28 protein-coding genes and 2 pseudogenes are annotated in these 22718 nt (G+C 51.2%); 21 read left to right on the forward strand and 9 right to left on the reverse strand.

The window, feature by feature from the left end; translation table 11 throughout:
• Window positions 1–169: 169 nt before the first annotated feature.
• On the forward strand, window positions 170–1612 hold the full coding sequence (locus tag JVX88_RS27430; protein ID WP_211621746.1) for a glycogen/starch/alpha-glucan phosphorylase: 1443 nt from the start codon (window positions 170–172) through the stop codon (window positions 1610–1612).
• On the opposite strand, the gene nuoB is transcribed toward JVX88_RS27430, so the two are convergent.
• Complete coding sequence (gene nuoB, locus JVX88_RS27435; RefSeq protein ID WP_211621747.1) at window positions 1543–2331, reverse strand: NADH-quinone oxidoreductase subunit NuoB; 789 nt, start codon at window positions 2329–2331, stop codon at window positions 1543–1545. The genes JVX88_RS27430 and nuoB overlap by 70 nt on opposite strands.
• 1373 nt (window positions 2332–3704) lie before the next feature.
• Between nuoB and JVX88_RS27440 the strand changes: the two genes are divergently transcribed.
• On the forward strand, window positions 3705–4061 hold the full coding sequence (locus JVX88_RS27440) for a septal ring lytic transglycosylase RlpA family protein (protein WP_211621748.1): 357 nt from the start codon (window positions 3705–3707) through the stop codon (window positions 4059–4061).
• A gap of 51 nt (window positions 4062–4112) precedes the next feature.
• Here the strand turns inward: JVX88_RS27440 and JVX88_RS27445 are convergent, their stop codons facing one another.
• Window positions 4113–4766 carry a GntR family transcriptional regulator gene (locus JVX88_RS27445; protein ID WP_211621749.1) on the reverse strand — a complete coding sequence of 218 codons (654 nt, stop codon included), beginning with the start codon at window positions 4764–4766 and terminating at the stop codon, window positions 4113–4115.
• Between JVX88_RS27445 and JVX88_RS27450 the strand changes: the two genes are divergently transcribed.
• From JVX88_RS27450 to JVX88_RS27465, 4 genes are all read left to right on the forward strand, one after another.
• A complete protein-coding gene (locus JVX88_RS27450; protein WP_211621750.1) occupies window positions 4766–5749 on the forward strand; it encodes a hypothetical protein in 984 nt (327 codons plus the stop codon). The two genes, JVX88_RS27445 and JVX88_RS27450, sit on opposite strands and share 1 nt — an antisense overlap.
• 68 nt (window positions 5750–5817) lie before the next feature.
• On the forward strand, window positions 5818–6147 hold the full coding sequence (locus JVX88_RS27455; protein ID WP_211621751.1) for a DUF433 domain-containing protein: 330 nt from the start codon (window positions 5818–5820) through the stop codon (window positions 6145–6147).
• Between the two features lie 8 nt (window positions 6148–6155).
• Window positions 6156–6518 carry a DUF5615 family PIN-like protein gene (locus JVX88_RS27460; RefSeq protein ID WP_225931190.1) on the forward strand — a complete coding sequence of 121 codons (363 nt, stop codon included), beginning with the start codon at window positions 6156–6158 and terminating at the stop codon, window positions 6516–6518.
• A complete protein-coding gene (locus JVX88_RS27465; protein WP_211621752.1) occupies window positions 6434–7288 on the forward strand; it encodes an aldo/keto reductase in 855 nt (284 codons plus the stop codon). The genes JVX88_RS27460 and JVX88_RS27465 overlap by 85 nt, the downstream gene beginning before the upstream one ends.
• Window positions 7289–7963: 675 nt before the next feature.
• On the opposite strand, the gene JVX88_RS27470 is transcribed toward JVX88_RS27465, so the two are convergent.
• Window positions 7964–8341, reverse strand: a complete 378-nt coding sequence (locus JVX88_RS27470) for a hypothetical protein (protein WP_211621753.1) — start codon at window positions 8339–8341, stop codon at window positions 7964–7966.
• A 202-nt stretch (window positions 8342–8543) separates the two neighbouring features.
• Between JVX88_RS27470 and JVX88_RS27475 the strand changes: the two genes are divergently transcribed.
• Both JVX88_RS27475 and psaJ read left to right on the forward strand, forming a co-directional pair.
• The gene (locus tag JVX88_RS27475) at window positions 8544–9029 is read left to right on the forward strand and encodes a Photosystem I reaction center subunit III (RefSeq protein ID WP_211621754.1); all 486 of its coding nucleotides are present in this window, start codon (window positions 8544–8546) and stop codon (window positions 9027–9029) included.
• A 33-nt stretch (window positions 9030–9062) separates the two neighbouring features.
• Complete coding sequence (gene psaJ, locus JVX88_RS27480; protein WP_036004000.1) at window positions 9063–9191, forward strand: photosystem I reaction center subunit IX; 129 nt, start codon at window positions 9063–9065, stop codon at window positions 9189–9191.
• 137 nt (window positions 9192–9328) lie between these two features.
• On the opposite strand, the gene JVX88_RS27485 is transcribed toward psaJ, so the two are convergent.
• Genes JVX88_RS27485 through JVX88_RS27500 form a run of 4 tightly spaced genes read right to left on the reverse strand, consistent with a single transcriptional unit; the run spans window position 9329 to window position 10997 of the window.
• Complete coding sequence (locus tag JVX88_RS27485; protein ID WP_317134456.1) at window positions 9329–9682, reverse strand: ATP-binding protein; 354 nt, start codon at window positions 9680–9682, stop codon at window positions 9329–9331.
• The gene (locus JVX88_RS27490; protein WP_211621755.1) at window positions 9679–10356 is read right to left on the reverse strand and encodes an ImmA/IrrE family metallo-endopeptidase; all 678 of its coding nucleotides are present in this window, start codon (window positions 10354–10356) and stop codon (window positions 9679–9681) included. Before JVX88_RS27490 ends, JVX88_RS27485 begins: the two co-directional genes overlap by 4 nt.
• The gene (locus JVX88_RS27495; RefSeq protein ID WP_211621756.1) at window positions 10340–10702 is read right to left on the reverse strand and encodes a helix-turn-helix domain-containing protein; all 363 of its coding nucleotides are present in this window, start codon (window positions 10700–10702) and stop codon (window positions 10340–10342) included. Before JVX88_RS27495 ends, JVX88_RS27490 begins: the two co-directional genes overlap by 17 nt.
• Window positions 10703–10706: 4 nt before the next feature.
• Window positions 10707–10997 (reverse strand): acyl carrier protein, encoded by a 291-nt coding sequence (locus JVX88_RS27500; RefSeq protein WP_211621757.1) that lies wholly within the window; start codon window positions 10995–10997, stop codon window positions 10707–10709.
• 101 nt (window positions 10998–11098) lie between these two features.
• On the opposite strand from JVX88_RS27500, the gene JVX88_RS39195 reads away from it, so the two are divergent.
• The gene (locus JVX88_RS39195) at window positions 11099–11683 is read left to right on the forward strand and encodes a prolipoprotein diacylglyceryl transferase family protein (RefSeq protein ID WP_317134457.1); all 585 of its coding nucleotides are present in this window, start codon (window positions 11099–11101) and stop codon (window positions 11681–11683) included.
• 278 nt (window positions 11684–11961) lie between these two features.
• Entirely contained in the window at window positions 11962–12750 is a 789-nt protein-coding gene (gene cobM / locus JVX88_RS27510; RefSeq protein ID WP_211621758.1) for a precorrin-4 C(11)-methyltransferase, read from the forward strand.
• Between the two features lie 15 nt (window positions 12751–12765).
• On the opposite strand, the gene JVX88_RS27515 is transcribed toward cobM, so the two are convergent.
• Window positions 12766–12906, reverse strand: a complete 141-nt coding sequence (locus tag JVX88_RS27515) for a hypothetical protein (protein ID WP_211621759.1) — start codon at window positions 12904–12906, stop codon at window positions 12766–12768.
• A 37-nt stretch (window positions 12907–12943) separates the two neighbouring features.
• On the opposite strand from JVX88_RS27515, the gene JVX88_RS27520 reads away from it, so the two are divergent.
• From JVX88_RS27520 to JVX88_RS27545, 6 genes are all read left to right on the forward strand, one after another.
• Window positions 12944–13216, forward strand: a complete 273-nt coding sequence (locus tag JVX88_RS27520; RefSeq protein WP_211621760.1) for a PleD family two-component system response regulator — start codon at window positions 12944–12946, stop codon at window positions 13214–13216.
• Window positions 13213–14685: a PAS domain S-box protein gene (locus JVX88_RS27525; protein ID WP_211621761.1), complete on the forward strand. Its 1473-nt coding sequence runs from the start codon at window positions 13213–13215 to the stop codon at window positions 14683–14685. Before JVX88_RS27520 ends, JVX88_RS27525 begins: the two co-directional genes overlap by 4 nt.
• Window positions 14686–14705: 20 nt before the next feature.
• Window positions 14706–16001 carry a phytoene desaturase family protein gene (locus JVX88_RS27530; RefSeq protein ID WP_211621762.1) on the forward strand — a complete coding sequence of 432 codons (1296 nt, stop codon included), beginning with the start codon at window positions 14706–14708 and terminating at the stop codon, window positions 15999–16001.
• A gap of 295 nt (window positions 16002–16296) precedes the next feature.
• A complete protein-coding gene (locus JVX88_RS27535; RefSeq protein WP_211621763.1) occupies window positions 16297–17445 on the forward strand; it encodes an AI-2E family transporter in 1149 nt (382 codons plus the stop codon).
• Window positions 17446–17557: 112 nt separating this feature from the next.
• Window positions 17558–17887 carry a hypothetical protein gene (locus tag JVX88_RS27540; protein ID WP_211621764.1) on the forward strand — a complete coding sequence of 110 codons (330 nt, stop codon included), beginning with the start codon at window positions 17558–17560 and terminating at the stop codon, window positions 17885–17887.
• A gap of 32 nt (window positions 17888–17919) precedes the next feature.
• Entirely contained in the window at window positions 17920–19023 is a 1104-nt protein-coding gene (locus JVX88_RS27545) for an AI-2E family transporter (RefSeq protein WP_036002994.1), read from the forward strand.
• A 16-nt stretch (window positions 19024–19039) separates the two neighbouring features.
• Here the strand turns inward: JVX88_RS27545 and JVX88_RS27550 are convergent, their stop codons facing one another.
• Complete coding sequence (locus JVX88_RS27550; RefSeq protein ID WP_317134458.1) at window positions 19040–19453, reverse strand: cell division ATP-binding protein FtsE; 414 nt, start codon at window positions 19451–19453, stop codon at window positions 19040–19042.
• 2 nt (window positions 19454–19455) lie between these two features.
• Between JVX88_RS27550 and JVX88_RS27555 the strand changes: the two genes are divergently transcribed.
• The 5 genes and pseudogenes from JVX88_RS27555 to JVX88_RS44475 all read left to right on the forward strand — a co-directional run.
• The gene (locus JVX88_RS27555; protein WP_211621765.1) at window positions 19456–19776 is read left to right on the forward strand and encodes a sugar transferase; all 321 of its coding nucleotides are present in this window, start codon (window positions 19456–19458) and stop codon (window positions 19774–19776) included.
• 583 nt (window positions 19777–20359) lie between these two features.
• Window positions 20360–21031 (forward strand): annotated as a pseudogene (locus JVX88_RS39200) (YdcF family protein); the annotation flags it as partial.
• A complete protein-coding gene (locus JVX88_RS27560) occupies window positions 20962–21405 on the forward strand; it encodes a DUF1028 domain-containing protein (RefSeq protein WP_225931748.1) in 444 nt (147 codons plus the stop codon). The pseudogene JVX88_RS39200 and the gene JVX88_RS27560, both read left to right, overlap by 70 nt.
• 28 nt (window positions 21406–21433) lie before the next feature.
• On the forward strand, window positions 21434–22468 hold the full coding sequence (locus JVX88_RS27565) for an ABC transporter ATP-binding protein (protein ID WP_211621766.1): 1035 nt from the start codon (window positions 21434–21436) through the stop codon (window positions 22466–22468).
• A 24-nt stretch (window positions 22469–22492) separates the two neighbouring features.
• Window positions 22493–22714 (forward strand): annotated as a pseudogene (locus JVX88_RS44475) (ATP-binding cassette domain-containing protein); the annotation flags it as partial.
• Window positions 22715–22718: the final 4 nt, after the last annotated feature.

A 22718-nucleotide genomic window follows, 5' to 3' on the forward strand; every position in this document is an offset into this window, starting at 1 on the left:
TGGAACCACTTGGCCGGTGAGCGCGCAGCATATTAAGGCGCAGCATATTAAGGCGCAGCATATTAAGGCGCAGCATATTAAGACAATGTTGAAAAATCTTTCAAAAGTTTTAACACTTCACGTTTGATCCTTAGCAAGTTGGGGCGATAAGTCAGCAACTTTACGCAGTATGGATTCTGCTAATGCTTTATGGTTACTGCCAGTGGTGCTGTTGGGCGCAGGGCTTGCGGTTTTGACGAGAGGAATTTGGTCATCAAGGTCTGGAGCAGTTTTGAATCTGGAAGGGGATAGCTCTGAGTCCAATTTCCCCGATTTGGTGGGGCGAGAATTACAAAGGGCTGAAACAGAAACGGCTGTAGTCAATCAACCAGAAACGATTGCATCAACTGTAAAGGACGAAATGAACTCAACAAATGAAAATGTGATCGAAAATACAGATCTGTCCGAGATGGCAGCACAGCAGGCTGATCAGGTAATTGAAGTAAGCGAAATAGAGGAACCTTTAGATTTAGCTGCTTATTCGCCCGATCAGAACCTAACGGAAGAAGCTGAAATTGTTGAAGAGGATGCTGATCAAGACGCTGAGCAATTTGAAGAAGCGCAGGTGACAGATGCACAAGTGACAGATGCACAAGTGACAGATGCGCAGGTGACAGCTGCAGGAGCTACTGCGGAGAGCGCTGAATCAACAGCAGACTTGGCAACACCGAAGGCATTTAGTAGCTTAAATCCAGCTGATCCGTCTCTGGAAGTTCGTACAGCCAGTCAGGTAGATAGTACACCCAATCCTATCTCAGCAATAGATGCAGCGATGGCAAAGATTATTCCAATTGCAACTCGCGAGTCCTTCAACATCCGAATATTTCAACAGGCGTTCGTGGATATGTTGTATCACATCCGACATCGAACCCTACAAACCGCTACCGTCGCAGATGCCTATGTAGCCTTGGCAGCGATGGTGCGAGCATGTCTGCTGCGATTCAGTTCCACTGAGCCATCGGCCCAAATCCAGCCCGTGCGGGTTGAGATTTCTCCTGAGTATGCCGTGGGGTTGCAGCTAGAAAATCATCTGGCCAATCTGGGTTTATTCGATCTAGTCCGGCCAGCCCTACAGGAATTGGGGCTGAATTTAGACCAGCTCTGTGATCAGGAAAACTGGTCAGGGCAGGAGATGGACGGTTTAGGTTGTCTAGTTGGCAGTAATTTGGAAGCCTACACAACCGCTGGCCTTGCTGCAATTGGATATGGGATTTATTACGATGATAAATTTGGTGGGCTTGATGCACCTGACGCACCTGACGCACCTGACGATGCATCGTCTGCCCTGGATGAACATGATTTAACCCGAACCATCTGGGAGCTGGAACAGGCTGCTAGCGTTGAGGTAAAGTTCGGTGGTCATACCGAATTCTATACCGACGAGCAGGGACACTATCGCAAACGCTGGGTAGCCGCAGAAGTGGTACAGGCAGTTCCCTTTGATCTGCTGATTTCGGGATACGAGACAGAGACGATTAATCGGTTTGCCGAGGTACTTAGTTGCTATTCCACCGTGCCTTCCTTCTCAAGCCGAGCTTCAGTTTGGGAATCGACTAGAGAAATTTCCTTTTGAGGTTCGGTTGCCAGCGCCGGAGGGATAGGCATGCCAATGGCCTCAGCGACAGCCGCAGGTGGATTGTATCGGTTTGCCGAGCGCAGATAGGCTCCTGTATGAACGGCAGGAACTGGCTTCAGATTGTGACTAATTGTGTAGTAGCGATGGGTTTGCCCCTTAAAGCCTCGTTCCTGAAGCGACTCATTGGCGATCTTTTTGCGCAGTTTAGTAATGCCATCGATAATAGCTTCCGGGCGCGGTGGACAGCCAGGAATATACACATCGATAGGCAAAATTTTGTCTGCACCCCGAATTGCCGTGGGTGAATCCATGCTGAACATACCGCCTGTAATCATACAAGCACCCATCGCGATCACATATTTTGGATCGGGCATTTGCTCGTACAGACGCAGGGTTGGCTGAGCCATTTTCATGTTCAATGTACCAGCCAGTATGATCAAATCTGCTTGGCGCGGACTGGCGCGGGGAAGCAAACCAAATCGATCAAAATCGAAACGAGAGCCAATTAAAGCCGCAAACTCGATAAAGCAGCAGGCCGTACCATAAAGCAACGGCCACAGACTAGACATCTTCGCCCAGTTGTAGAGGTCATCAACTGTGGTTAAAATCACATTCTCTGAAAGCTGCTTCGTAACCTGAGGTGGGCCAATTGGGTTGATAATAGGGCTTGCCGGTTCCAGCGGTTGCCCTGCGGCAGAAGAAAGATGGCTAGTCATAGAAACAAAGCCTATTGCAGTTCCTTCTTTACCCTAAGGATTGTCACTCTAGCATCCGTCTGTCACTGGCAAGATTCGATATTAAGAGTCTAAGTGCAGCAGAACACATCGATTTTGTGTTTAATAAAACCTTAGTAAACTAAAAGCTAAACTAAATCAGTGAATCACGAAGTTCAATCACGAAGTTCAATCACGAAGCCAAATCACGAAGCCAGTAGATCAATATGACCTCAATATGACTTCAATATGACCGTAAATTAGTAGGTACACACAACACTAAAGTGCCAAGCTATTGCTCGAAGAGTTTACTAGCTATACCTTATACAGCGTTTTTCACTCATCTGAGGTACAGGGGGTGTGCGGGTTTCACCCCCACGCAGGAGCAGTGCCCCTGCACCCCGTTTTTCGTACTTCACTAGCCTGAAAAAGGCTGTACTATTGATTGACATTATTGTTGTGTTCCAGTTCTGATTTAATGTTGATCTACCCGATTGACTGACAGAACTCTAGTCACTCAGGCCGCTCTACAGCCCTTCCTTTCCCCATCGCGGCTGCTTTTGATTTCTTAGCTTAGTAAAATTTGAACATTGATTGGATCTCACCTCCGACTGAGGTGGAGCATATGTTTTACAAGTTACAAGATACAGAATCATCTTCACCGGATTTCATCACTGAAATAGCTTAAAAACACTAACCTTGGTTTCACTCTTCCTATCCATCTTTGAGAAGGATTATGAATATACTACCTCTGAAAAAAACTGCTCCAGTAAAAAACAATTTGCCTCACGCTTTAGTCGATCCCCTGCCTAGCGACCCTAGCCTAACAGGTAAATAGGTGAGGTAAATAGGTGAGGTAAATAGGTGAGGTAAATAGGTGAGGTAAACAATGGCCTGTTCAGTAGCCTTCTGTGCTTTACGGATAGCTTGTATGGCTTTAGTGAAGTTAGAGCAAGTCGTAAGAATAATTTCTTGAACTTTTAGTAAAGTTGAAAAAAAGTACTCTGGGTTTGAAATGAAGTTTGCTACTTTACACGAAGTAACACTATGAACTTTCTCTGAGGCATAGTACAAGTTTGTACTCGGATGTAAATTTCCTATCCATTTAATGTTCGGTTTGAAATTGAACTGAACGCAGGTGCATCCATCTTTGCGATCGCCTTTTGTATAGGTTTGAGAGGCAAGTTGAAAGATATATGATAAGCTTTCAACCATCAAGATCCAACCATCAGAATTCCGAACACCAGAATATGTGCTTTTACACGCTCTAGTCCCTAGTTCGAGCTGTTTCTGGAGCCGTGTGGTTCCTGTTTTTGACGCGATATGTTGACGGAATTAGGTACCCAGCATTAACAGAGACAAAGCAGGTATTAATTATGCGAATTCTAAGTATTTTGCGTTTGTTCATAACTACCTTATTTGGCTGTCTTGGCATAGCTGATGCTGCTCAAGCAGGAACAGAATGCGGAGTCGCTGCCTATTATGATCAGGGTGAACTGACTGCCAATGGCGAAGATTTCGACCCCAATCAACTGACTGCGGCTCACCCCTGGTTGCCGTTTAACTCCTGGGTTACGGTTGTAGATCAGCACACAGGGATTTCGGTAAAAGTACGGATTAACGACCGTGGTCCTTGGGACGGTGAACGGATTTTAGATATGACTCCAGCCACTATCAATGTGATCGATCCTGATCGGACATCCGATCTGCGCCATGTTTGTATCCACTGGTGAGGTTGTTGAGGCTGTACTGTCTTTCCCTTCAACCAACTCCTACACAACCTCCTACACAACAGCAGTTTCTGTAGTATCTAGAGGCTGATGCAGTTGCTGTAACTCATCCACAACTCTAGCCTTGCTAGCGAGTAAGTGGCTCTGGATGGCTTCTACTGCTGCTGCCGAGTGTCGTTGGGCGATAGCTTGATAGATCTGCCGGTGTTCAATGCGAATTTCTAGCACTTGGGGATTATGGCGAGTGGTCTGCACCCGCAGCAGCATCATTTTGTCAAATACCTGATCGAGCAGCGTCACCAGCCAGCGGTTTCCCGAACTTTCGGCAATTAAGCGATGAAATCCATAGTCAAGGTCGAGTAGATCCATCACCTTCAGGGCTGGGGTTTGCTCTTGGACCAGTTGCTCAGCCTGCAAAACGTAGCCTTCGAGCTGCTGTAATTGCACCGAGTCGGCGTGTAGACACGCTTCGGCTACAGCCAGTTCTTCTAACGCCAATCGACAATCATAAAGCTGGGCGGCATCGACGGCAGAAATGGTAGTGACTTGCAATCCTCCCAACCCGTCGGCAGTGACCAAGCCGTCTTTTTGCAACTGCCGAATTGCTTCCCGGATCGGAGTGCGGCTGACCTGCAAGCGCTGGGCCAACTGAGTTTCGACTAAACGTTCCCCTGGGGGCAGCTCACCGGATAGAATGCTAGCCCGCAATGCCTGATACGTTTGCTCATGCTACAACACTAACAACAGGCGAATATGCTGGTCAAGCAGGTAGCCCTATAACTGAGTGGCTGAAGAGCTATGACACCACAAAGTCAAACGATTGGTTTGCTCAGTGGGCAGAAAATCTCTCTGAGACTTGTAAGGTTCCTTATGACTCAATGAGCTACGCAGGTGCAGACGGAGTTGAACGTATTGCTGGAATGTTTCCTAAATCACATCGCTTTCAATCTTTGGGGCATGATCCAGTTCTCGGCTTTGTTTTTGGTGTTTTAGATATTATGCGAGGAACGATTACTGGATTCTCCTACGATAATCTGACTCATACCCATACATGGATGCAAGGAGCCGTTTGGTCTAATCTTGAACCTGTTGGACTCATTGAAGCAATCCTTCGCCAACTTGGACACCTGATTTCTGATGTGGCTACACCAATGGGTTTACCAGCACCCTTCATGACGTTAATTCAGGGGATTAATATTGGTAGCTTTGGAGAGAAGGGGCGCACAGTTGGAGAGATTGCTCGATGGATGTATTTAAATGGATATGATTTCAGGCATTTTCTAGTTTCTGGAATTACACCTGCGGTTATCGAAATTGCTCTTCGTGCGTATATTATGTTGAGACATTATTCTGAATATGGGGAAACGAAATTTGATCTAGCCTCTCATCCAAAGTACCGAACAATGCTACTGATGGCTCATGGTATTGCGACCTTGGGGAATGCTGGGAAAATTGCATTGATGCAGGGCAATCCTTTAGCGATTAACTATGCAGAGTGGATGGCTTTTATTCGGTATCTTATTCCAAGCATCAAATATTGGGTGTTTGACCAACACCAGTTACGAATGGAACATTTGGAGCACATTAACGCAACTGGATGGGATCAGCTATTGCAGAGTAGCGATCAATTACTTACAACTGTTACAAAACTTGACTCTTCAAAGATCATTCTGGGAACTACACAGGATTAGTAGGTATAATTAGAGCAGTGCCTTCAGCTTGAAGCCTGCTCTAATAGTCGCTATATGGAGATTGAATTGTGAGTCTTGTTTTGGAGTGCGAATCCCCACCACTTAGGGAAGATGAAACAGGAGCAATTCGGATTGGTGATTCAAGGGTTTTGCTAGAACTGGTGATCCGAGCATTCCAGGATGGTGCTTCTCCAGAAACCATTGTGCAAAGATATTCAACGCTTTCTCTATCTGACGTTTACCTCACGATTGGTTATTATCTTCGGCATCAGCAAGAAATAGAGTCCTATCTGAACGAGCGCGAACGTCTAGCAGAATCTGTTCGTCAACGTTTTTCAGAAATTCAGCCTGACCTGAACTTGATTCGAGCCAGACTTCTAGCACAACAAACTCCTTAAGCCTTGTTATGCTGAGGCTATTGAGTGATGAAAATTTTAATGGCGATATTGTGCGAGGATTGTTTCTTCGTCAACCAGATCTTGACTTATTGCGTGTTCAGGATGTTGGGTTGCGAAAAGTGGATGACCCAGCAATTCTAGATTGGGCAGCAAGCAATGGGCGTATTCTCTTAACTCATGATCGTGCAACAATGCCAGACTTTGCTTATGAGCGATTATCTCAAGGACAGCAAATGTCAGGGCTATTTGTGATAAATGATCGGATGCCAGTTTCACGACCTGGGACTTGGCCGATCACTATGGTCCTGCGGAAGACTTTATCGGTGAATTTCGTCGTCAGCTCAAGGCGCAACGCGGCGAAGCAGCCCTGAATCAAATTCAAGCTTTTACTAAGTGGGTGCCGCGTCCGGGGCGAATGACTCACGCCATCGTGGAAGAAAACATCCAGATTTCACTGCGGCGGATGGATGTAGCTAGTTTGGATTTGCTGCAATTTCACTGGTGGGAATACCGCGATTCCGGCTACCTGGATGCACTCAAATATATGGCCGAGCTACAGGCCGCCGGCAAGATCAAGCATCTGGCGCTGACTAATTTTGATACCGAGCATTTGCAGATTATTCTCGACCAAGGCATTCCAATTGTTTCCAACCAGGTACAGTATTCGCTAATCGATCGGCGGCCTCAGGTGGCGATGGCGAATCTGTGTCAGCAGCACGGCATCCAGCTCTTTGCCTATGGCAGTCTCTGCGGTGGTTTGCTATCTGAGCAGTATCTGGGTCAACCCGAACCGGGCCGCTGGGATCTGGATACGGCTTCGCTGCGCAAGTACAAAAATATGATCGACGCTTGGGGCGACTGGTCCCTGTTTCAATCCTTGCTGTCTAGGCTGCAAACCATTGCCCAAAAACATGGAGTCAGCATTGCCAATGTGGCTGTGCGGTACGTACTGGAGCAGCCGGCAGTGGGCGGGGTGATTGTGGGCGCACGGTTAGGGGTAGCTGAGCATTTAGCAGACAACGCCCAAGTATTCAATTTTTCGTTAGATAATGAAGATCAAACTCTGCTTGAAACAGTCCTGAATCGTTCACGCGATCTGTATCAACTAATCGGCGATTGTGGTGATGAGTACCGACGTTGAACTGGAACCTGAATTGCACAACATTATTACGACAAATTACGGCAAATTACGGCATGGAGTCGGTGCTAGCTCAGCCAGTTCGTAGTTCCCTGTTAGTCGCTGCGTCTAAATCAATTTTCCCCGCATGGGTACTGTTTATTCGGTGGCAGATCGCCTATAACGGGGGTAGCGCTGTTTTGCCTCAGCAAGGAGCAGCGTCTAGCCAGTTCTAATTGCAAGTTCTAGTCATCAAGTTCTGACCACCGGTTCTGTGATTCGCTGAGCTTCATTGGATTCGTCTAGGATTGTGGAATGTCGGTACTACCGAATCCCCACTGGGACCGCCCAGGTGTTTGCATTCGCTCTGTGAGTCTGGCCTGGACTCTGTGTTCCTCATTTTCAGTTTGCTCGTTGTTCAGTTTGCTCGTTGTTTAGTTTGCTTGGCTTCAGTTGACTTGGCTTCGGTTCGCTGATCTGACTGGTTCGTTTTGGCAGAGCTTCCCGTCCGTACTCTGTTCCCTGTCTGAGTTATGCCCCCTACACGCTCTCCCGATGGTATGTTGGCTGCTTTTTCGCTTGTGAACCGTAAGGGTGATTTAACCAACCGGGTGCGAGATCTACCTATTGACCAGTTTCGTCAGTTTTTGGATCAAATCACTAGTGAGTTTGGTCATTTTCTTCGCGCCATTGATCTGATCAACAACGATGCCCTAGAGTCGCTGTTAGAGCAAATTCTGGAAGCCCTGACGCTGAAGATCGGGCAGATCTTGCAGGCCGACCGCAGGTTTTAGCCGCTGTCACCCCGACTAGCAAGGCTCCAACCAACCCCGGTGCACAGGTGGCCGCAACGCCATCAATGCCAGACCAATCCAAATCGGCCTGCTGTAGAGCCTGCTCAACCGCCCAGTTCACCATTTCTACATGCTGCCGCGACGCCACTTCTGGTACAACGCCACCATAGGGCTGATGCACCTGAATTTGGGAAGAGACGACGTTGCTCAAAATTTGCCGCTCTTGCACAATGGCTACAGCAGTCTCATCGCAGCTTGTTTCAATTGCTAAGACGGTTGACATAGGGATAAACCAGGGACGTGAATAGGCAAACTCCGGGCTGTCGCCGACAATTGCCAACAATTAAGTAAACTTCTTTTAAGAGCTTAACTTTACTGGGCAGACCTTGGGGGTATGATTGCTCTCACAGCCCAATTTTTTTGTGCGAATTACTTAACGTTTTGTACGAAATCTCTGCTTTTTGTAAATAAAGGGAAACAATTCCATGCGAAAATTGTTTGCTCTAGTGCTTGTTCTTTTCCTGTGGGTTACGTTTAGCGCTCCTGCATCGGCAGATGTAGCTAATTTGACCCCCTGTGGTGAGTCCAAAGCGTTCTTGCAGCGGGCGGCAAATGCAAAGACGCCTCAAGCGAAAGAGCGGTTTCAAAATTATGCTAACTCACAGGTTCTCTGTGGACCCGAAGGTCTACCTCACCTGGTTGTAGATGGCCGCCTTAGCCATGCCGGTGAGTTTCTGATTCCTAGTATCCTGTTCCTCTATATTGCAGGCTGGATCGGCTGGGTTGGTCGTGCCTATCTGATCTCGGTACGCGGTGAGAAAGATCCTGAAATGAAGGAAGTGATCATCGACGTGCCTCGTGCGATCAAGTTCATGCTGACTGGCTTCGCTTGGCCGCTGGCAGCGCTGAAAGAGCTTACTACCGGTGAATTGGCTGCAAAAGACAGTGAAATTCCCGTTTCACCCCGCTAAAGTAACCCCAGTCCTTTGATTTTGGAGTTCGCTATGCAATATCTGCTGAAATATTTATCCACTGCTCCGGTGCTGCTTACGGTCTGGATGTTCATTACTGCTGGCATCCTGATTGAGTTCAATCGGTTCTTCCCCGATCTGCTCTTTCATCCGATGCCGTAAGCCGTTCATTTCAACCTTTGGTTGAGTGATTTCATAGCCTAAACCGAGTGAGTGGTTGGTAGCGAGAGTCGGATTCACAGACTGACTTTTGCTTCAACCACTCACTTTGCTATTGGTTTGCTTAACTCAAAACTGCTTCAAATCTTCCCCACTTCCTGCGTTTTAGCTTCAATTAAGGGACAGCTCTCCGGAACCACGCTCAGGTCAAACCAGAAGGTGGTGCCAACGCCGACTTCACTGACTAGATGAACTGCGCTCTGGTGCTTTTCGATAATATTGCGCACAATCGATAGCCCTAGGCCAGTTCCTTCTAGCGTATGCACTCGGTTCTCAACTCGGAAAAACCGATCAAAAATTGCCTTCTGGTCTTCTGGGTCGATGCCAATCCCCGTATCCGAAACCTCAATTCGCACATGGCTGGGCAGAAGATCACTCGACTCTAACCGATAGGCCCGAATCGCTACTTTGCCACCCGCAGGCGTAAACTTCAACCGGTGGGCAGAAACGCCAAGTCTCCGGCCACCAGATCAATGGGGCGGTCCAGCCAGTGAACGTCCACAACGATGAGGTTCTGCGGCGTGGCACGGCCGCGGAGCGACTGACGGATGTCCTTGGCCTGGAACCCGAGCAGATGGTCGAAGACACTTCCGGCCAATGAGCGGATCGTCCATCGAAGGTGATGGACGAGTGCCTGGTAACCCACGCCGAGGTATCCGGCGGCGATGTAGACCTGCTCGGGCGTCGGGTGTTTCAACGACCATCCACGCGCCGCAAACACGCGAGCGACCGCGGCCTGAGGCATGAGGAGGTGACTGCCGAAGAGGTTCGCGAGGGACTCGTCTGGGTCGTCAGATCTGGCGCGACCGGCGCCCTCGACATACTCATCGACTCTGGTTCCATGCCCAAACACATGGTGACCGATCTCGTGCGAGCAGACGGATGCCTGGTAGCCGGCGGGGCGGTCCGATCCGATGATGATCGTCGGGTCGTCTGCCCCGGAGTACATCCCCGCCAGGCTCGCGAGCGGCTTGAACCACACTTCGAGGTCGAGTTGCTGCGCGACGTCCACAGCGCAGACGGCGTGGTCCATCGGGATCGCCAATCGCTTGCGGGTCTCGATAGCCTTGCGGAGCGCCAGGCGGGCGACATCAACGGTGATCGCCATGGCCACCCCCTCTCTTCTTAAGGGCGGTGAGCAGCTTGATGACGCGTTGGAGGTCGTCGGGCTTGAGCCTCCCGAGTTCCTTCGCCGCGAGCTCGAGCTGGGGGTCGGCCTGGTCCTGGTCTGGTTCTCCGGTCTTCGCCAACCACGACACCGAGACGCAGTAGTGTTTGGCGAGCGAGGCGAGCTCTTCGGCGCTGACCCGTCGCTGACCGGCCTCGATCTGGCTGACGGTAGGGCGGTGCCAGCTCATGAGCTTGGCCACCTGTCCCTGACTCAGGCCGGCCTGCTCACGCGCGACACGGAGCCGCCGCGCGATAGCTTCACGTTGTACGACTGCTTCGTCCATTCTTTCAGCCTCCCTTCTTCGCCGTGGTCGGCTGCTGGGCGCGGGCCCACGCCTTGAGTTCACCGAGCGTGCGCATGCGGCTTCCGCTCTCGTGGACGAGTGGGTTGAAGTCGCCTGGGACGATGATGCCCAATCGCGCCTCCAAGTCGCAAGCCATCTCAACGCCGTCTTGGCTGGTGAGTCCCGCCTGCATGAGGTTGTCGCCGTCTCGCACGGAAGACGGATGGCCTCCACGGCCCAGGAGTTCGTGTACGATCCGCTCGACGGCCTCATCGGACTTGATGCGTGTGGTCATGGGCGTCCTTTCTACTGGTAAGAATATCTTACCGATCCTTCCTCACGCGGTCAAGCCTCTGGAAAGCGCGTGGTCGGTCGTCGTGTCCACCCCGGTTCCGGGTGCGTAGCCGGGATCGATCGACGAACTGCGACCACCAGGCGATGATCTCTCACATCACGTACCGCCCGAACTTCGCTGTTCGGCGTTCGACGGCGCGGGTGACGACGAGTTCGAGGGCGTCGGGGCCGTCGTCGTGTGCGCCGAGTGGAAAGTGGCGGAGCTGGTCCAGCAGCGTGGATTGGCGGCGGCTGAACTTGAGGCGGCCGGAGCTGAGGCCTGCAGGCTATACTCAGTTCGACTATTTCCATCCCACCTTTCTCTACGAGTCGCTGTGGAACCTGGGTGTCTTTGCCCTGCTGATGACGCTGTTCTTTCGGGGGCTGAAGTCAGAAAAGCAGCTCAAAACTGGCACGCTGTTTCTGGTCTATTTAATTGGCTACAGCATGGGCCGCTTTTGGATTGAGGGATTGCGTATGGACAGTTTAATGCTGGGGCCACTGCGCATTGCTCAGGTGGTAAGTTTGGTTTGCATTGCGATTGGTGGGCTAGGGCTGTTCTGGCTCTATGGCCGCAATCGTCCTCTGCCTGATGTTGTCACTCCAGCTGAGGCCAAGCGGGTTTCATCGTCTAAGCCACCTTCGTGATACCAGCCCACGGTGTGGCTAAAGCGACCTCGCCCCACTCCCAACCAAAACCCAAAGAAAAACCCCAGAGTTTCCTCCGGGGTATGAATCAGGGTGCATCTACCATCCACTTTTACTCAAGATCGGGGATGTGTCCGAAATAACCGAGGCGTTTCATCAACCTTTTAAATTTGGCGGCAAATTGTCAAAGATTTTACAGAGATCACCGCATCAAGCCAATTTTCTGCACAGCCGTGAGGCAGTATGCTTGAGCCAATCCTTTAGCCAAATATACGGAAATGAGTGAGTTAAAAACAAAGCTAGCCCCTGCCGTTTACCTGATCGGAGCTGGACCGGGCGATCCCGACCTCCTGACCATCAAGGCTCAGAAACTGCTGATGCAGGCGGATGTGATTCTGTTTGCCGATTCCCTGGTGCCCAAGCAAATCCTGCAATGGGTCCGTCCAGACGCAGACGTGATTCCTACCGCGAACAAAACTCTGGAAGACATTCTGCCCTTGATGATCGAGCAGGTGCGGGCTGGTAAATCGGTAGCTCGTCTGCAATCGGGCGATCCCAGCCTCTACAGCGCCATTCATGAGCAGATCCAGGCGCTTGCTGCCGCCGCCATTCCGTTTGAGGTGATTCCCGGCATTAGTGCCTTTCAAGCCGCTGCGGCCAAGCTCAATGTTGAGCTAACTGTCCCGGAACTGGTGCAGACGATTATCTTGACCCGAATCAGCGGCCGCACTCAGGTGCCAGAAACCGAAGAATTGGCTGCTTTAGCGTCTCATCGCGCCAGCCTGTGCCTTTACTTGAGTGCCCGCCATGTCGAAATGGCCCAAGCCAAACTGCTCGAACACTATCCGGCTGAAACGCCAGTCGCAGTTTGCTTTCGGCTCGGCTGGCCAGATGAGAAGATCTGGATCGTCCCCCTAGAGGAAATGGCGGCCCTAACCGCCCAGGAAAACCTGATCCGCACAACGCTCTATCTAATCAGTCCCGCCTTAAACAGCAGCCAGTCGGCCCACCCGACTCGGTCCAGGCTCTATAGCCCAGAACATACCCATCTATTTCGGCCCCGCTGAGGTGAGACAGGCATCCTACTGACCAACACCAGAATCAGAGCCAGTTGGGGGAACGGTCGTACTGTCGGGAGCGGCGGGTTGGGTAGGCTGGGTAGTGGCATCCGACTCGGTTTGAGGCTGGGTGAGGTCGGGCTGAGTGGTCGGCGGCTGAGTCACAGAAGGTTGGGTGGGTTGAGTTGCCGGAGCCGGAGCGGTGATTCTAGATTTAGAGATGCCCGACTTGGATGGCCTCCAGCTCTGTCGCGTTGTGCGTAGCGATCTCTACTGGTCTAGACTCCCAATTGTGTTTCTTTCTAGCCACAGCCAGTCTGAGCAAATTGACCAAGCGTTTATCGCCGGAGCCGATGACTACATATCCAAATCAGCCGCTGCCCACGAAGTCACCGAGCGGATTGTGCGACGGCTAAAACGGGCAGGCTTTCGAGAGCAAACGGGCAAGGACATTGAAGAATGCATAGAACAATGAAGCAACAATTCTCCAGGTTCATTGCGTCCCGGTGCTGGCTCCAAGATAAGCTCCTGCTGCGCGGCGGCTTGGGCATCTCTCTCCTATTACTTTGTGGAGTTGGGACGGCCTCCTATCTCAACACGCGACAATTGGCCGCCAATCGCTATTGGGTGGAACATACCTATCAGGTGTTGGGAACGATTCAAGATGTTGAGGATGGCCTCCAAAATGCAGAGCGAGGACGGCGGGCTTATAGATTGACCCAAGACCAGGAATTTTTGCAAATCTACCGCCAGGGTATTCAAGGCACCCAAGCCTCCTTGCAGCGCTTAGACAGCCTCACGGCAGACAACTCCCGTCAACAACAGCGCTTAGCTCTGGTGAATCCCCTAATTGAGCAGCGGATGCGCTTACTGCAACAATCCATTCAGCTACCTCCCACAGCCACAGAGGAACAGGCGGCGTTAACCCGTCAGGATATCCAGATGCAGCAGGGGATCCAAACGCTCCTCAAGACTATGGAGGAGGAGGAACAGACTCTATTACAGCAGCGCGCTCAAGCCACGAACATCATCCTATCTGTGACCAACCTGTTCAATGTTCTGGGGTATGGCTTCAGTTTCGCTTTACTAACGCTGATCTATGCGTTGCTAGAACAGGAAATTCGACAGCGTCAGCGGGCAGAAATTGCGATTAAACAATATGTCGATGAAGTAGAAGACCTCTATAACCATGCGCCCTGTGGTTATCATTCGCTGGATGCAGAGGGACGATTAATTCGCATCAACGATACCGAGTTAAAGTGGTTGGGTTATGATCGTTCTGAAGTAATTGGTAGGCTCTATACCGAACTTTTAACTCCCAACAGTCAGCAGAGTTTCTTCACGAACTTTCCCAAATTTGTCGAGCAGGGCTGGATCAACAATCTGGAGTTTGAAGTCAAGTGCAAAGATGGCTCGATCTTGCCGGTAGAGGTCAATGCTACCGCCCTCACAGATGCCGCAGGCCAGTACGTCAGAAGTCGCTCCACATTGGTAGACATCCGAGACCGCAAACGGGCTGAAACCGCACTCCGCACCAGTGAAGCCAAATTTCGTTCCCTCAGTGAAGCGGCGCCGATCGGGATTTTCATGGCCGATGCCCAGGGCTACATCACCTACACCAATCGGCGTGCCCAAGAAATAGGCGGCTTTTCGTTAGACGAATCGTTGGGCTACAGCTGGATGCAGTTTATCCACCCCGATGATTCTCAGTGGATGTTAGCCCAATGGCAAGCCGATTCTGTTGCTGCACAAGGCAGCATCTACAACGACGTTCGGTTTCTGCACCGCAATGGCATCATTCGCTATGCCCGGATTCAAACAGCCCCGATTACGGTGAGTATCGCTTCTGTGCCGATGTGCATTACATTTCTCAATGCGGCCCCGGACAAACTATCGATCAATTCCTCAACTATCTGGAACGGCCAATCCCCTTCAACTCGCTAGATCCCGATTGTATTGATCGGGTGATTACGCCCGAAGTGGATTTCAAAATTCCACTGGGCTGGGAAGCCCTACGGGCGCGCCTGTTGGCCACGTTTCCAGATGAAAGAGCGGCGATCAACCGCTACTGCGATGAGATTCGCCACCTGCATCAAGAGATTCACAACCTGGTGCGAGACGTGCGCTGGTATGACCAAAAGTGGTCGGATTGGTTGAAGCTGCCCAAATACTGGAACCTGTTCACTAAGCGGAACTGGACGCTGCAAGATCTGTATGACCATATTGGCCTCTCACCCAAGCTGCAAAATCTGCTGGCAGGGCAAAGCGGTGACTACGCGCTACCGCCGAATGAAATTGCCCTCCTGACCCACACATCGTTAGTTTGGGACTATTCTGAAGGAGCCTATTATCCCAAACATCACTTTCACCATCTCGTAGATACCATTGTGGATGCCATTACCGCTAGAGGAGGAATGGTGCGGCTGTCAACCCCGGTCGAGCATATCGAAGTCTGTGGCCGTCAGGTGCAACATGTCACCACCACCGATGGCACTATCTACCATGCCAAACATGCCTACATCAGCGACCTGGATCCCAAACTCACGGTGGCGCTGATGCATCAAACCGATGGTTTCAGTCCACGTGAACATCAGCGTTTGACTGGATATCAATATTCAGCCAGTGCATTCAATATTTATCTGGGCTTAGATAGCCGCTTTCAGCCTGAACGCTATGGCATTGGCAACTGGAATATCTGGTACTATCCTACGGGGAATTTGAACCAGGAATACCAAAAACAACTGCAAGGTGATCTCAGCCATCCTTGGATCTTTCTATCCTGCCCTACGATGAAATCCCAAGAGCCAGGTATGGCCCCTCCTGGTCATCATGTTTTGGAAATTGCTACGGTCTGCCCCTATGAACCATTTGAACAACTCCACAAAACTGATTTGAATGCCTATAAAGCGAAAAAACGGGAAGTCTACAAACAAATCATGACCAGTGTGCGCGATTTAATCCCCGATGTAGATGCCTATGCCCGTATGAAGGTCTACGGTACCCCAACCACGAGCGAATACTATCTGGGACAACCCCAGGGCAATATCTACGGAGCCAAGCTGATTCCGCAACAGGTAGGGCTGAATCGCCTCGGCTATACCACCGAAATTCCCAATCTTTTCTTGGTTGGAGCCAGTGCCGGCTACCCCAGTGTGCCCGGTGTGATTGGCAACGGCATGGATGTAGTTGAGCTAATTACAGGCCGCTCGGTCTGGCAGAAGCAGCAGGATACGGCTCGCCAATTGGTAGGAGCAAGGTAACGTCAGCGATTGCTGTGGAGACAGGATAACTCGGAGCTATGTTTATTGACAATAGCTCCATTCTCATGGTGCTTGCGTAAGTCTTGGATTTAAAACCGGAAGACAATTCCCACATAGGGTCCCTGCATCAGCAGATCTAGCTCAAAATCTTCTCCTTGAATTTCCGTAGTGTATTGCAGGCTAGAAATACGGTAAGCCCAGGCTACGCCACCAAAACTCAAAACTTAAAACTCAAAACTTACTATTAGAATAAGCCTGTCGGTCTACTGTCTGTTAGGAGTCGGGAGTCAACGCAGTGAATCTTGGTCAATGGCTCAGTTTTCTTTGCCTGGTTATTGTGCTGGTGTTTTTGTGGCAGATTCGTCAGGTGCTGCTGCTAGTCTTTACAGCAGTGGTGTTGGCAATCGCCCTGAATGCGGTGGCTCGACAACTGCAAAAACTAGGGATGTCGCGAGGCAGAGCGGTCTTACTAACCGTTAGCTTATCGCTTCTGCTGACCTTTCTGATTTTCTACTTGATTGTGCCGCCGTTTGTGGATCAGCTCTTGGAACTGGGTGCGCTAGTGCCGGTTGGGTTCTTGCGGGTGGTGTCCTGGGTAGAAACGTTGCTGAACAATCGGCCGGACTGGTTGACGGATGTGGAATTACCCAGTCCTTCTCGCCTGATCGATGAAATTCAGCCATTTTTGCGCGATGTTTTGCCTAACTTCTTCGCTATTTTCTCTGGATCGCTGGCTGTTCTGTTACAGGGGCTATTGCTCATCGTCTTTACCTTGATGTTACTGGCTAATCCACTCGCCTATCGTTATGCTGTTGTTCAGCTTTTTCCAGCCTTTTACCGTGAGCGGATCGATACCGTGCTGGGCAAATGCGAAGTAGCTTTAGGAAGCTGGCTAGGCGGAGCCTTGATTAGCTCTACCGTCGTGGCTCTCCTATCAGCGATCGGACTATGGGCACTGCAAATTGAATTCGTGCTGGCTCAGGCGCTGTTGGCAGGGTTACTCAACTTCATTCCCAACATTGGACCGACGCTGAGCATGGTGTTTCCGCTCACGGTGGCAGCTCTAGATGCGCCTTGGAAAGTGCTGGCTGTATTGATTCTCTATATCGTGATTCAAAATCTAGAAGCCTACCTGATCACGCCAACGATTATGGCAAACCAGGTTTCGCTGCTGCCCGCTATGACGCTAGCCGCCCAGTTAGTGTTTGCTCGCTTTTTTGGCTTTCTAGGACTCTTGCTGGCCTTACCACTGGCCGTGATCGCCAAAACCTTTATTCAAGAAATTCTGGTCAAAGATATTCTGGATCAATGGCGCAGTCCCAATCACCGCAATCATCGCGATGATTACCCGACCAATCAGCAGGCTAAACTCCACAACACCAAATCGACAGCCGAAGTCGAAAATCCGTTCAAACTGCCGCCAGATGACTTATTTCATGACTGACAGGAATAGATAGATGCCCAGCAGATGTCCAGTAGGTGAAGGCCGATGAAACCACTGAATTCTTGGGAATGTTAGAAGTGGTTTTAGCAAACTGGAATTATTGCCTGCTGCCATGTTACCGACCAGTGCATGTCCCAATCTATCACCTGGCCCGTCACCTGACCTTGTTGGCTACTCCATCGTTGAGCAACTCTATGTCGGGACTCGAACCGTCGTGTATCGAGCCGTGCAGCAGTCCAGTCAGCGCCCAGTGATTATTAAACTGCTGCAACCCGATTATCCTAGCTTCAACGACTTATTGCAATTTCGCAATCAATACACCATTACCAAAAATTTGGACATTACTGGCATTGTGCGCCCCTACAGCTTGGAACCCTACCGCGGAAGGCTTTGCATCAAATGCTTCACCCCTACCAGAATTGGCCGGTCTATGGCATCCTAGGGGCATAATTCTGCTCGTGCGCTTGGGTGCCTATGTTCCAGTTTGCTAACAAGCTGCCCCGCTGGTATGGCGTTGGTTTGGCGTTTCCACTGATTTTTCTCAACGGCTGGCTGCTGTTGCTGTTGGTTGACAAGCTAGAGCCGCTGGTCAGTATTTTGATCACCGCGACGCTGATTGCGTTTCTACTCGACTATCCGATTCGGTTTTTAGAGCAGCTCGGTGCCAAGCGCGGCATTGCCATAGGACTCGTGTTCCTCTTGTTTCTGCTGCTACTAGTGCTGCTGGTCTTGGTGTTGGGGCCGCTGATTATCCAACAAGCCAACGAACTGCTGACCCGGTTGCCAGACTGGATCGAATCCGGTAAACAGCAGGTGAAAACGGTGGAGACCTGGGCGAAGGCGCAGCAGTTGCCGATTGATGTCAGCAGCGCCATTACCCAATCGGTAGACCGGCTGACGATCGCCCTGCGTTCGTTTACGCGCCAGTTAGTCAATCTGATTTTCAATACGATTGGCAGCATTGTGAATGTGTTTTTGACCGTGGTGCTGTCGGTGTTTCTAGTGCTGCGGGGGCAGGAGCTGTGGAACGGTGTGCTAGGTTGGCTCCCGGCGTCCTGGAATCTGCAAGTGCGGGAATATTTGCCGGATAACTTTGAGCGCTACATTGCCGGACAGGCGACGCTTGCAGCCATTCTAGCTAGCGTGCAGACGATTGCTCTGTTTATTATGGGCGTGCCCTTGGCGCTGCTATTTGGGTTTACGATTGGCGCAGCGAGTTTGGTTCCCTTTGGCGGTACCCTAGGCATCATCACCGTGAGTCTGCTGGCGTCGCTGCAAAGCGTTTGGCTGGGGGCCAAGGTTTTAGTCGTATGTCTGATCGTGAATCAGATTAGCGAGAATGTGATTGGTCCCCGAATTGTGGGTGAAATGACCGGACTCAACCCAGTCTGGATGCTAATCTCGGTGTTTATTGGCTTTAAGCTGAAGGGCGCCCTCGGTCTGTTCATTGCCGTACCCATCGCCAGCTTCATCAAAGGCACGGCTGACCGTATCCGGACTTCTAAAACAGTGCCACCCCTACTGGCCCTTCCCGAAGAAACGACTCCAGTGGAAAGCGGTGCAACTCCCTCCTCTTAGACTGGTTGGGCATTGCTTACCCACGCACTCGAAACAAGCGCCCTTCGCGGATCTGCACGACCGGATAGGTGGATTGGCGCACCAGATGCTCATCATGGGTGGTGATAATCACCGTAATGCCAACAGTATGAAGGCGGCGCAGAATGTTGATCACCTGCATCGAGTTGTCGGGGTCGAGGTTGCCGGTCGGTTCGTCGGCCAGCAAAATTCGCGGCGTTCCGACTACGGCACGGGCAATGCTGACCCGCTGCTGTTCTCCACCCGATAGCTGATCGGGAAAACAGTTGGCTTTATTCTGTAGCCCCACCATACGCAGAGTCGGCATCAGGCGACGGTGAATTTCCTTGCGGGTAAAGCCCTGTGCCCACAGCACAAAGGCCACGTTTTCAGCCACGGTGCGTCTAGGAATCAGCTTGTAGTCTTGAAACACGAGTGGACCGCTTCTTGCGCAAAACTAGCCTGGATGAGCTGCCCCAGTTTTGGAATGTGCTGAAGGGCGACATGAGCTTGGTCGGCACTCGTCCCCCAACTCGCGATGAGGTTAGCCGCTATGAAGCTCGCCATTGGTTGCGGCTAAATGTAAAACCGGGGCTAACGGGTGAATGGCAGGTCAACGGTCGCTCTGCGATCAAAGATTTTGAGGAAATTGTCGATTTGGATCTGCGGTATCAGCACCGCTGGAGTCCGGTTTACGATCTGGCGCTAATCTGGCAAACGATCTGGGTTCTAATCAATAAGTCGGGAGCCTACTAAGCGCCTATCTAAATTTGGTCAACTGTCGGGGCTACCCCCTGATGCCGCATGCATGCTCGCGTAGCCTGTTCTCTATCCTGCTTCTAACTCTCTGCCGCGATAAATTTCCTAAAATTCCCACAAGCGCATGGTTGATTTGGCTCTAGTTTCAGTAGAGTTAAACAGGTTTGTGTGAGTCTACTGCCGACTGTGGCTCGCGCCGGAGGTGGAAGGAAAAGCGGCGATGTTTGAACTGATTACTCAGATTTTGCTTCTGGTAGGGCTTTACTACCTGCTGCGGGCATTTTGGCCCAAAATTTACAATACCCAGTACTTTGCCTGGTTTGGCGTTGCCGTTCTGATTGCCCTGATCGTGATGGCCTTCATTCAGCCCGGCAATCGCACTGTTGGCATCCTGTGGGCCATCCTTTCCTTTCCTTTACGGCCCTTAGGTTTAGTCCTGGTTTTGCTGGCCTATGCACTGGCTGAGGGACCAGGAAAAATTAAAGCGAACCAGGTAATTGCCGCCTTTGTGATTCTGTTGATCTTCAGTTTGCCAGTCACAGCCTATTTACTGACGGCCCAAACCGAACAGCGCTCGGTGATGGAAGCAATTCGGCGACAGGAAGTTTCTAACCCACGAGCCGTGCAGGCGATTGTCGTTCTGGGGGATGGCTCTGTCCCGATTGATCCAGCCGCTCGCATCCGCACCCAGATGACCCGTTCTGGCGATGGGATTAGCATCACGCTGCAAGCGCGTTTGCTCTATGCCGCTGAGCTATACACCACCCGGACACAACGCGGTAACAACCCACTCGTCATTGTCAGCATTGGTCCGCAGCCGGTTGATTCACGCGGACGCCCCTTAACCAGCGAAGACCAGGCGGTGATTGCGCTATTAACCCGCAATGGAGTGCCCCAAAGCCAGATCAAACTCGATCGAATTGGGGTGGATCCTCGCACTAGCGCAATTGAGGCCCGCCGCATTCTCGATCCGCAAAGCCAGAATATAGAGTGTCGGCTGTTTGCCGTTTGTGACAATGGCGTGCGCGAGCTGCCGTCTTCTGGGTCAATCAGCGCCCGGATTCCAATTGTGCTCGTGACGCCAGTGATTATGGCCCGGCGAGCCAGTTCCACCTTTCGGCGGTTGTACTTTGAAGTCATCCCCTGCCCTACCGACTTCTACGTGTTTCAGCTACAGCGGGGCTGGGAGTTGGCCGCCCTCACCGATCTAATTCCGAGTGCAGAGGCGCTGGTGATTACCTCACGGGTGGTGAACGAGTATCTGACCACGGTTTACTACTTCCTGCGAGGGTGGCTAGCCGATCGGCGACCGTTTACCAAGACAATAGTCCGGTAAGGTTTGTCGATCGGTTGCTGCTGGCGCTCGAAGCAGGACAGTCCGCAGGTGGTGATAAACGAGGCCGACAATCTGCCGCGCTGTATGTAGTGCATACTGAAGTGTACGCCTATTTAGATTTGCGGGTGGATGATCATGTTAACCCAGTCATGGAGTTACGCCGACTGTTTGAAGAATCTCAGCAAGACTATTACGTTTCTTTTCGGCATGCGCTACCCACGGCCCGCAATCCCGAAGGCTGTTTTAGCCGAGAATTGGTTGAAGCGCTGATTGCTCAACAGTCTACGTAAAAGTTCATGTAGAAGTTTACTTTGATTTATGAATCACCTGCTTGAAGTTCGGCAACTCCAAACTCGCTTTTTTACTTCGAACGGCGTTGTGCATGCGGTGAATAACGTTTCGTTCCACGTTGACCAACACGAAACGGTTGGCATTGTCGGCGAATCGGGATCGGGTAAAAGCATTACAATGCTATCGGTCATGCGGCTAATTGCCTCACCTCCTGGTCAAATTACGGGCGGTGAAGTGCGGTTTGAGGGACGTAATTTGCTGCAGCTCAGCGATCAGGAGATTCGCAGGATTCGCGGCAACCAGATTGCGATGATCTTCCAAGACCCAATGTCTTCGCTCAACCCCGTGCTGCGGATCGAAAAACAAATGACTGAAGCAATTCAGCTGCATCTAGGCATGACATCTACCGAGGCTAAAGCCAGAGCCATTCAGCTTCTACAATATGTGGGCATTCCCAATGCGGCTGAACGGATTCGTAGTTACCCCCATCAGTTTTCGGGCGGAATGCGGCAGCGGGTAATGATTGCGATGGGCCTGGCCTGTAATCCCAAACTGCTGATTGCCGATGAGCCAACCACCGCCCTAGATGTGACCATTCAAGCTCAGATTGTAGAACTGGTGAAGCGACTCAAAGCCGAACTCGGCATGGCAGTGATCTGGATTACCCACGATCTGTCATTACTAGCTGGCCTGGCTGATCGCATCCTTGTCATGTACGCTGGCCAAATCATTGAACAAGCCCCACTGCGGCAACTCTACAAAAATCCGCGCCATCCCTACACGATTGGTTTACTGCAAAGCATGCCGCGCCTGGATGAACAGCGTCAAGCCACACTCAAGCCAATTGAAGGGCTACCACCCAATCTGATTGATTATCCGCAAGGCTGCCCATTTGCGCCGCGCTGCCGGTTTGCGATCGAGCAGTGTCACGTCATCGATCCCCCCCTAGAGTTGGTTGGCGATCATCACACGGTGGCTTGTTGGGTGAAGCCGGTCGGTGCCACCATTCTGCAAGAAACCAACCCCCAACCGCCAACACCCAATGCTCCTTCTGTCGCCTAACCCTATTTGTGTCCTAGCCCTATGATGCCATCTCAAACCAGCGATCAACTGACGCAGCCACAAACTGATACTCTGCTGCAGATCGAGAACTTGCAGGTTTACTTTCCCTTGATGCGCGGCATGGTATTACAGCGCCGGGTTGGCTGGGTCAAGGCGGTCGATGGACTATCGTTTGAAATCAAGCGAGGTGAAACGCTGGGACTAGTGGGTGAATCAGGCTGTGGCAAAAGCACCACCGGACGCTCAGAAA

The organism is Leptolyngbya sp. 7M (assembly GCF_018128485.1).

What these genes read in the sequence shown, in the direction of transcription:
- JVX88_RS27430 (WP_211621746.1), top strand. Translation starts at nt 170, where the DNA reads ATGGATTCTGCTAATGCTTTATGGTTACTGCCAGTGGTGCTGTTGGGC.
- nuoB (WP_211621747.1), bottom strand. Translation starts at nt 2,331, where the DNA reads ATGACTAGCCATCTTTCTTCTGCCGCAGGGCAACCGCTGGAACCGGCA.
- JVX88_RS27440 (WP_211621748.1), top strand. Translation starts at nt 3,705, where the DNA reads ATGCGAATTCTAAGTATTTTGCGTTTGTTCATAACTACCTTATTTGGC.
- JVX88_RS27450 (WP_211621750.1), top strand. Translation starts at nt 4,766, where the DNA reads ATGCCTGATACGTTTGCTCATGCTACAACACTAACAACAGGCGAATAT.
- JVX88_RS27460 (WP_225931190.1), top strand. Translation starts at nt 6,156, where the DNA reads ATGCTGAGGCTATTGAGTGATGAAAATTTTAATGGCGATATTGTGCGA.
- JVX88_RS27470 (WP_211621753.1), bottom strand. Translation starts at nt 8,341, where the DNA reads ATGTCAACCGTCTTAGCAATTGAAACAAGCTGCGATGAGACTGCTGTA.
- JVX88_RS27475 (WP_211621754.1), top strand. Translation starts at nt 8,544, where the DNA reads ATGCGAAAATTGTTTGCTCTAGTGCTTGTTCTTTTCCTGTGGGTTACG.
- psaJ (WP_036004000.1), top strand. Translation starts at nt 9,063, where the DNA reads ATGCAATATCTGCTGAAATATTTATCCACTGCTCCGGTGCTGCTTACG.
- JVX88_RS27490 (WP_211621755.1), bottom strand. Translation starts at nt 10,356, where the DNA reads ATGGCGATCACCGTTGATGTCGCCCGCCTGGCGCTCCGCAAGGCTATC.
- JVX88_RS27495 (WP_211621756.1), bottom strand. Translation starts at nt 10,702, where the DNA reads ATGGACGAAGCAGTCGTACAACGTGAAGCTATCGCGCGGCGGCTCCGT.
- JVX88_RS27500 (WP_211621757.1), bottom strand. Translation starts at nt 10,997, where the DNA reads ATGACCACACGCATCAAGTCCGATGAGGCCGTCGAGCGGATCGTACAC.
- cobM (WP_211621758.1), top strand. Translation starts at nt 11,962, where the DNA reads ATGAGTGAGTTAAAAACAAAGCTAGCCCCTGCCGTTTACCTGATCGGA.
- JVX88_RS27525 (WP_211621761.1), top strand. Translation starts at nt 13,213, where the DNA reads ATGAAGCAACAATTCTCCAGGTTCATTGCGTCCCGGTGCTGGCTCCAA.
- JVX88_RS27540 (WP_211621764.1), top strand. Translation starts at nt 17,558, where the DNA reads ATGTTACCGACCAGTGCATGTCCCAATCTATCACCTGGCCCGTCACCT.
- JVX88_RS27545 (WP_036002994.1), top strand. Translation starts at nt 17,920, where the DNA reads ATGTTCCAGTTTGCTAACAAGCTGCCCCGCTGGTATGGCGTTGGTTTG.
- JVX88_RS27565 (WP_211621766.1), top strand. Translation starts at nt 21,434, where the DNA reads ATGAATCACCTGCTTGAAGTTCGGCAACTCCAAACTCGCTTTTTTACT.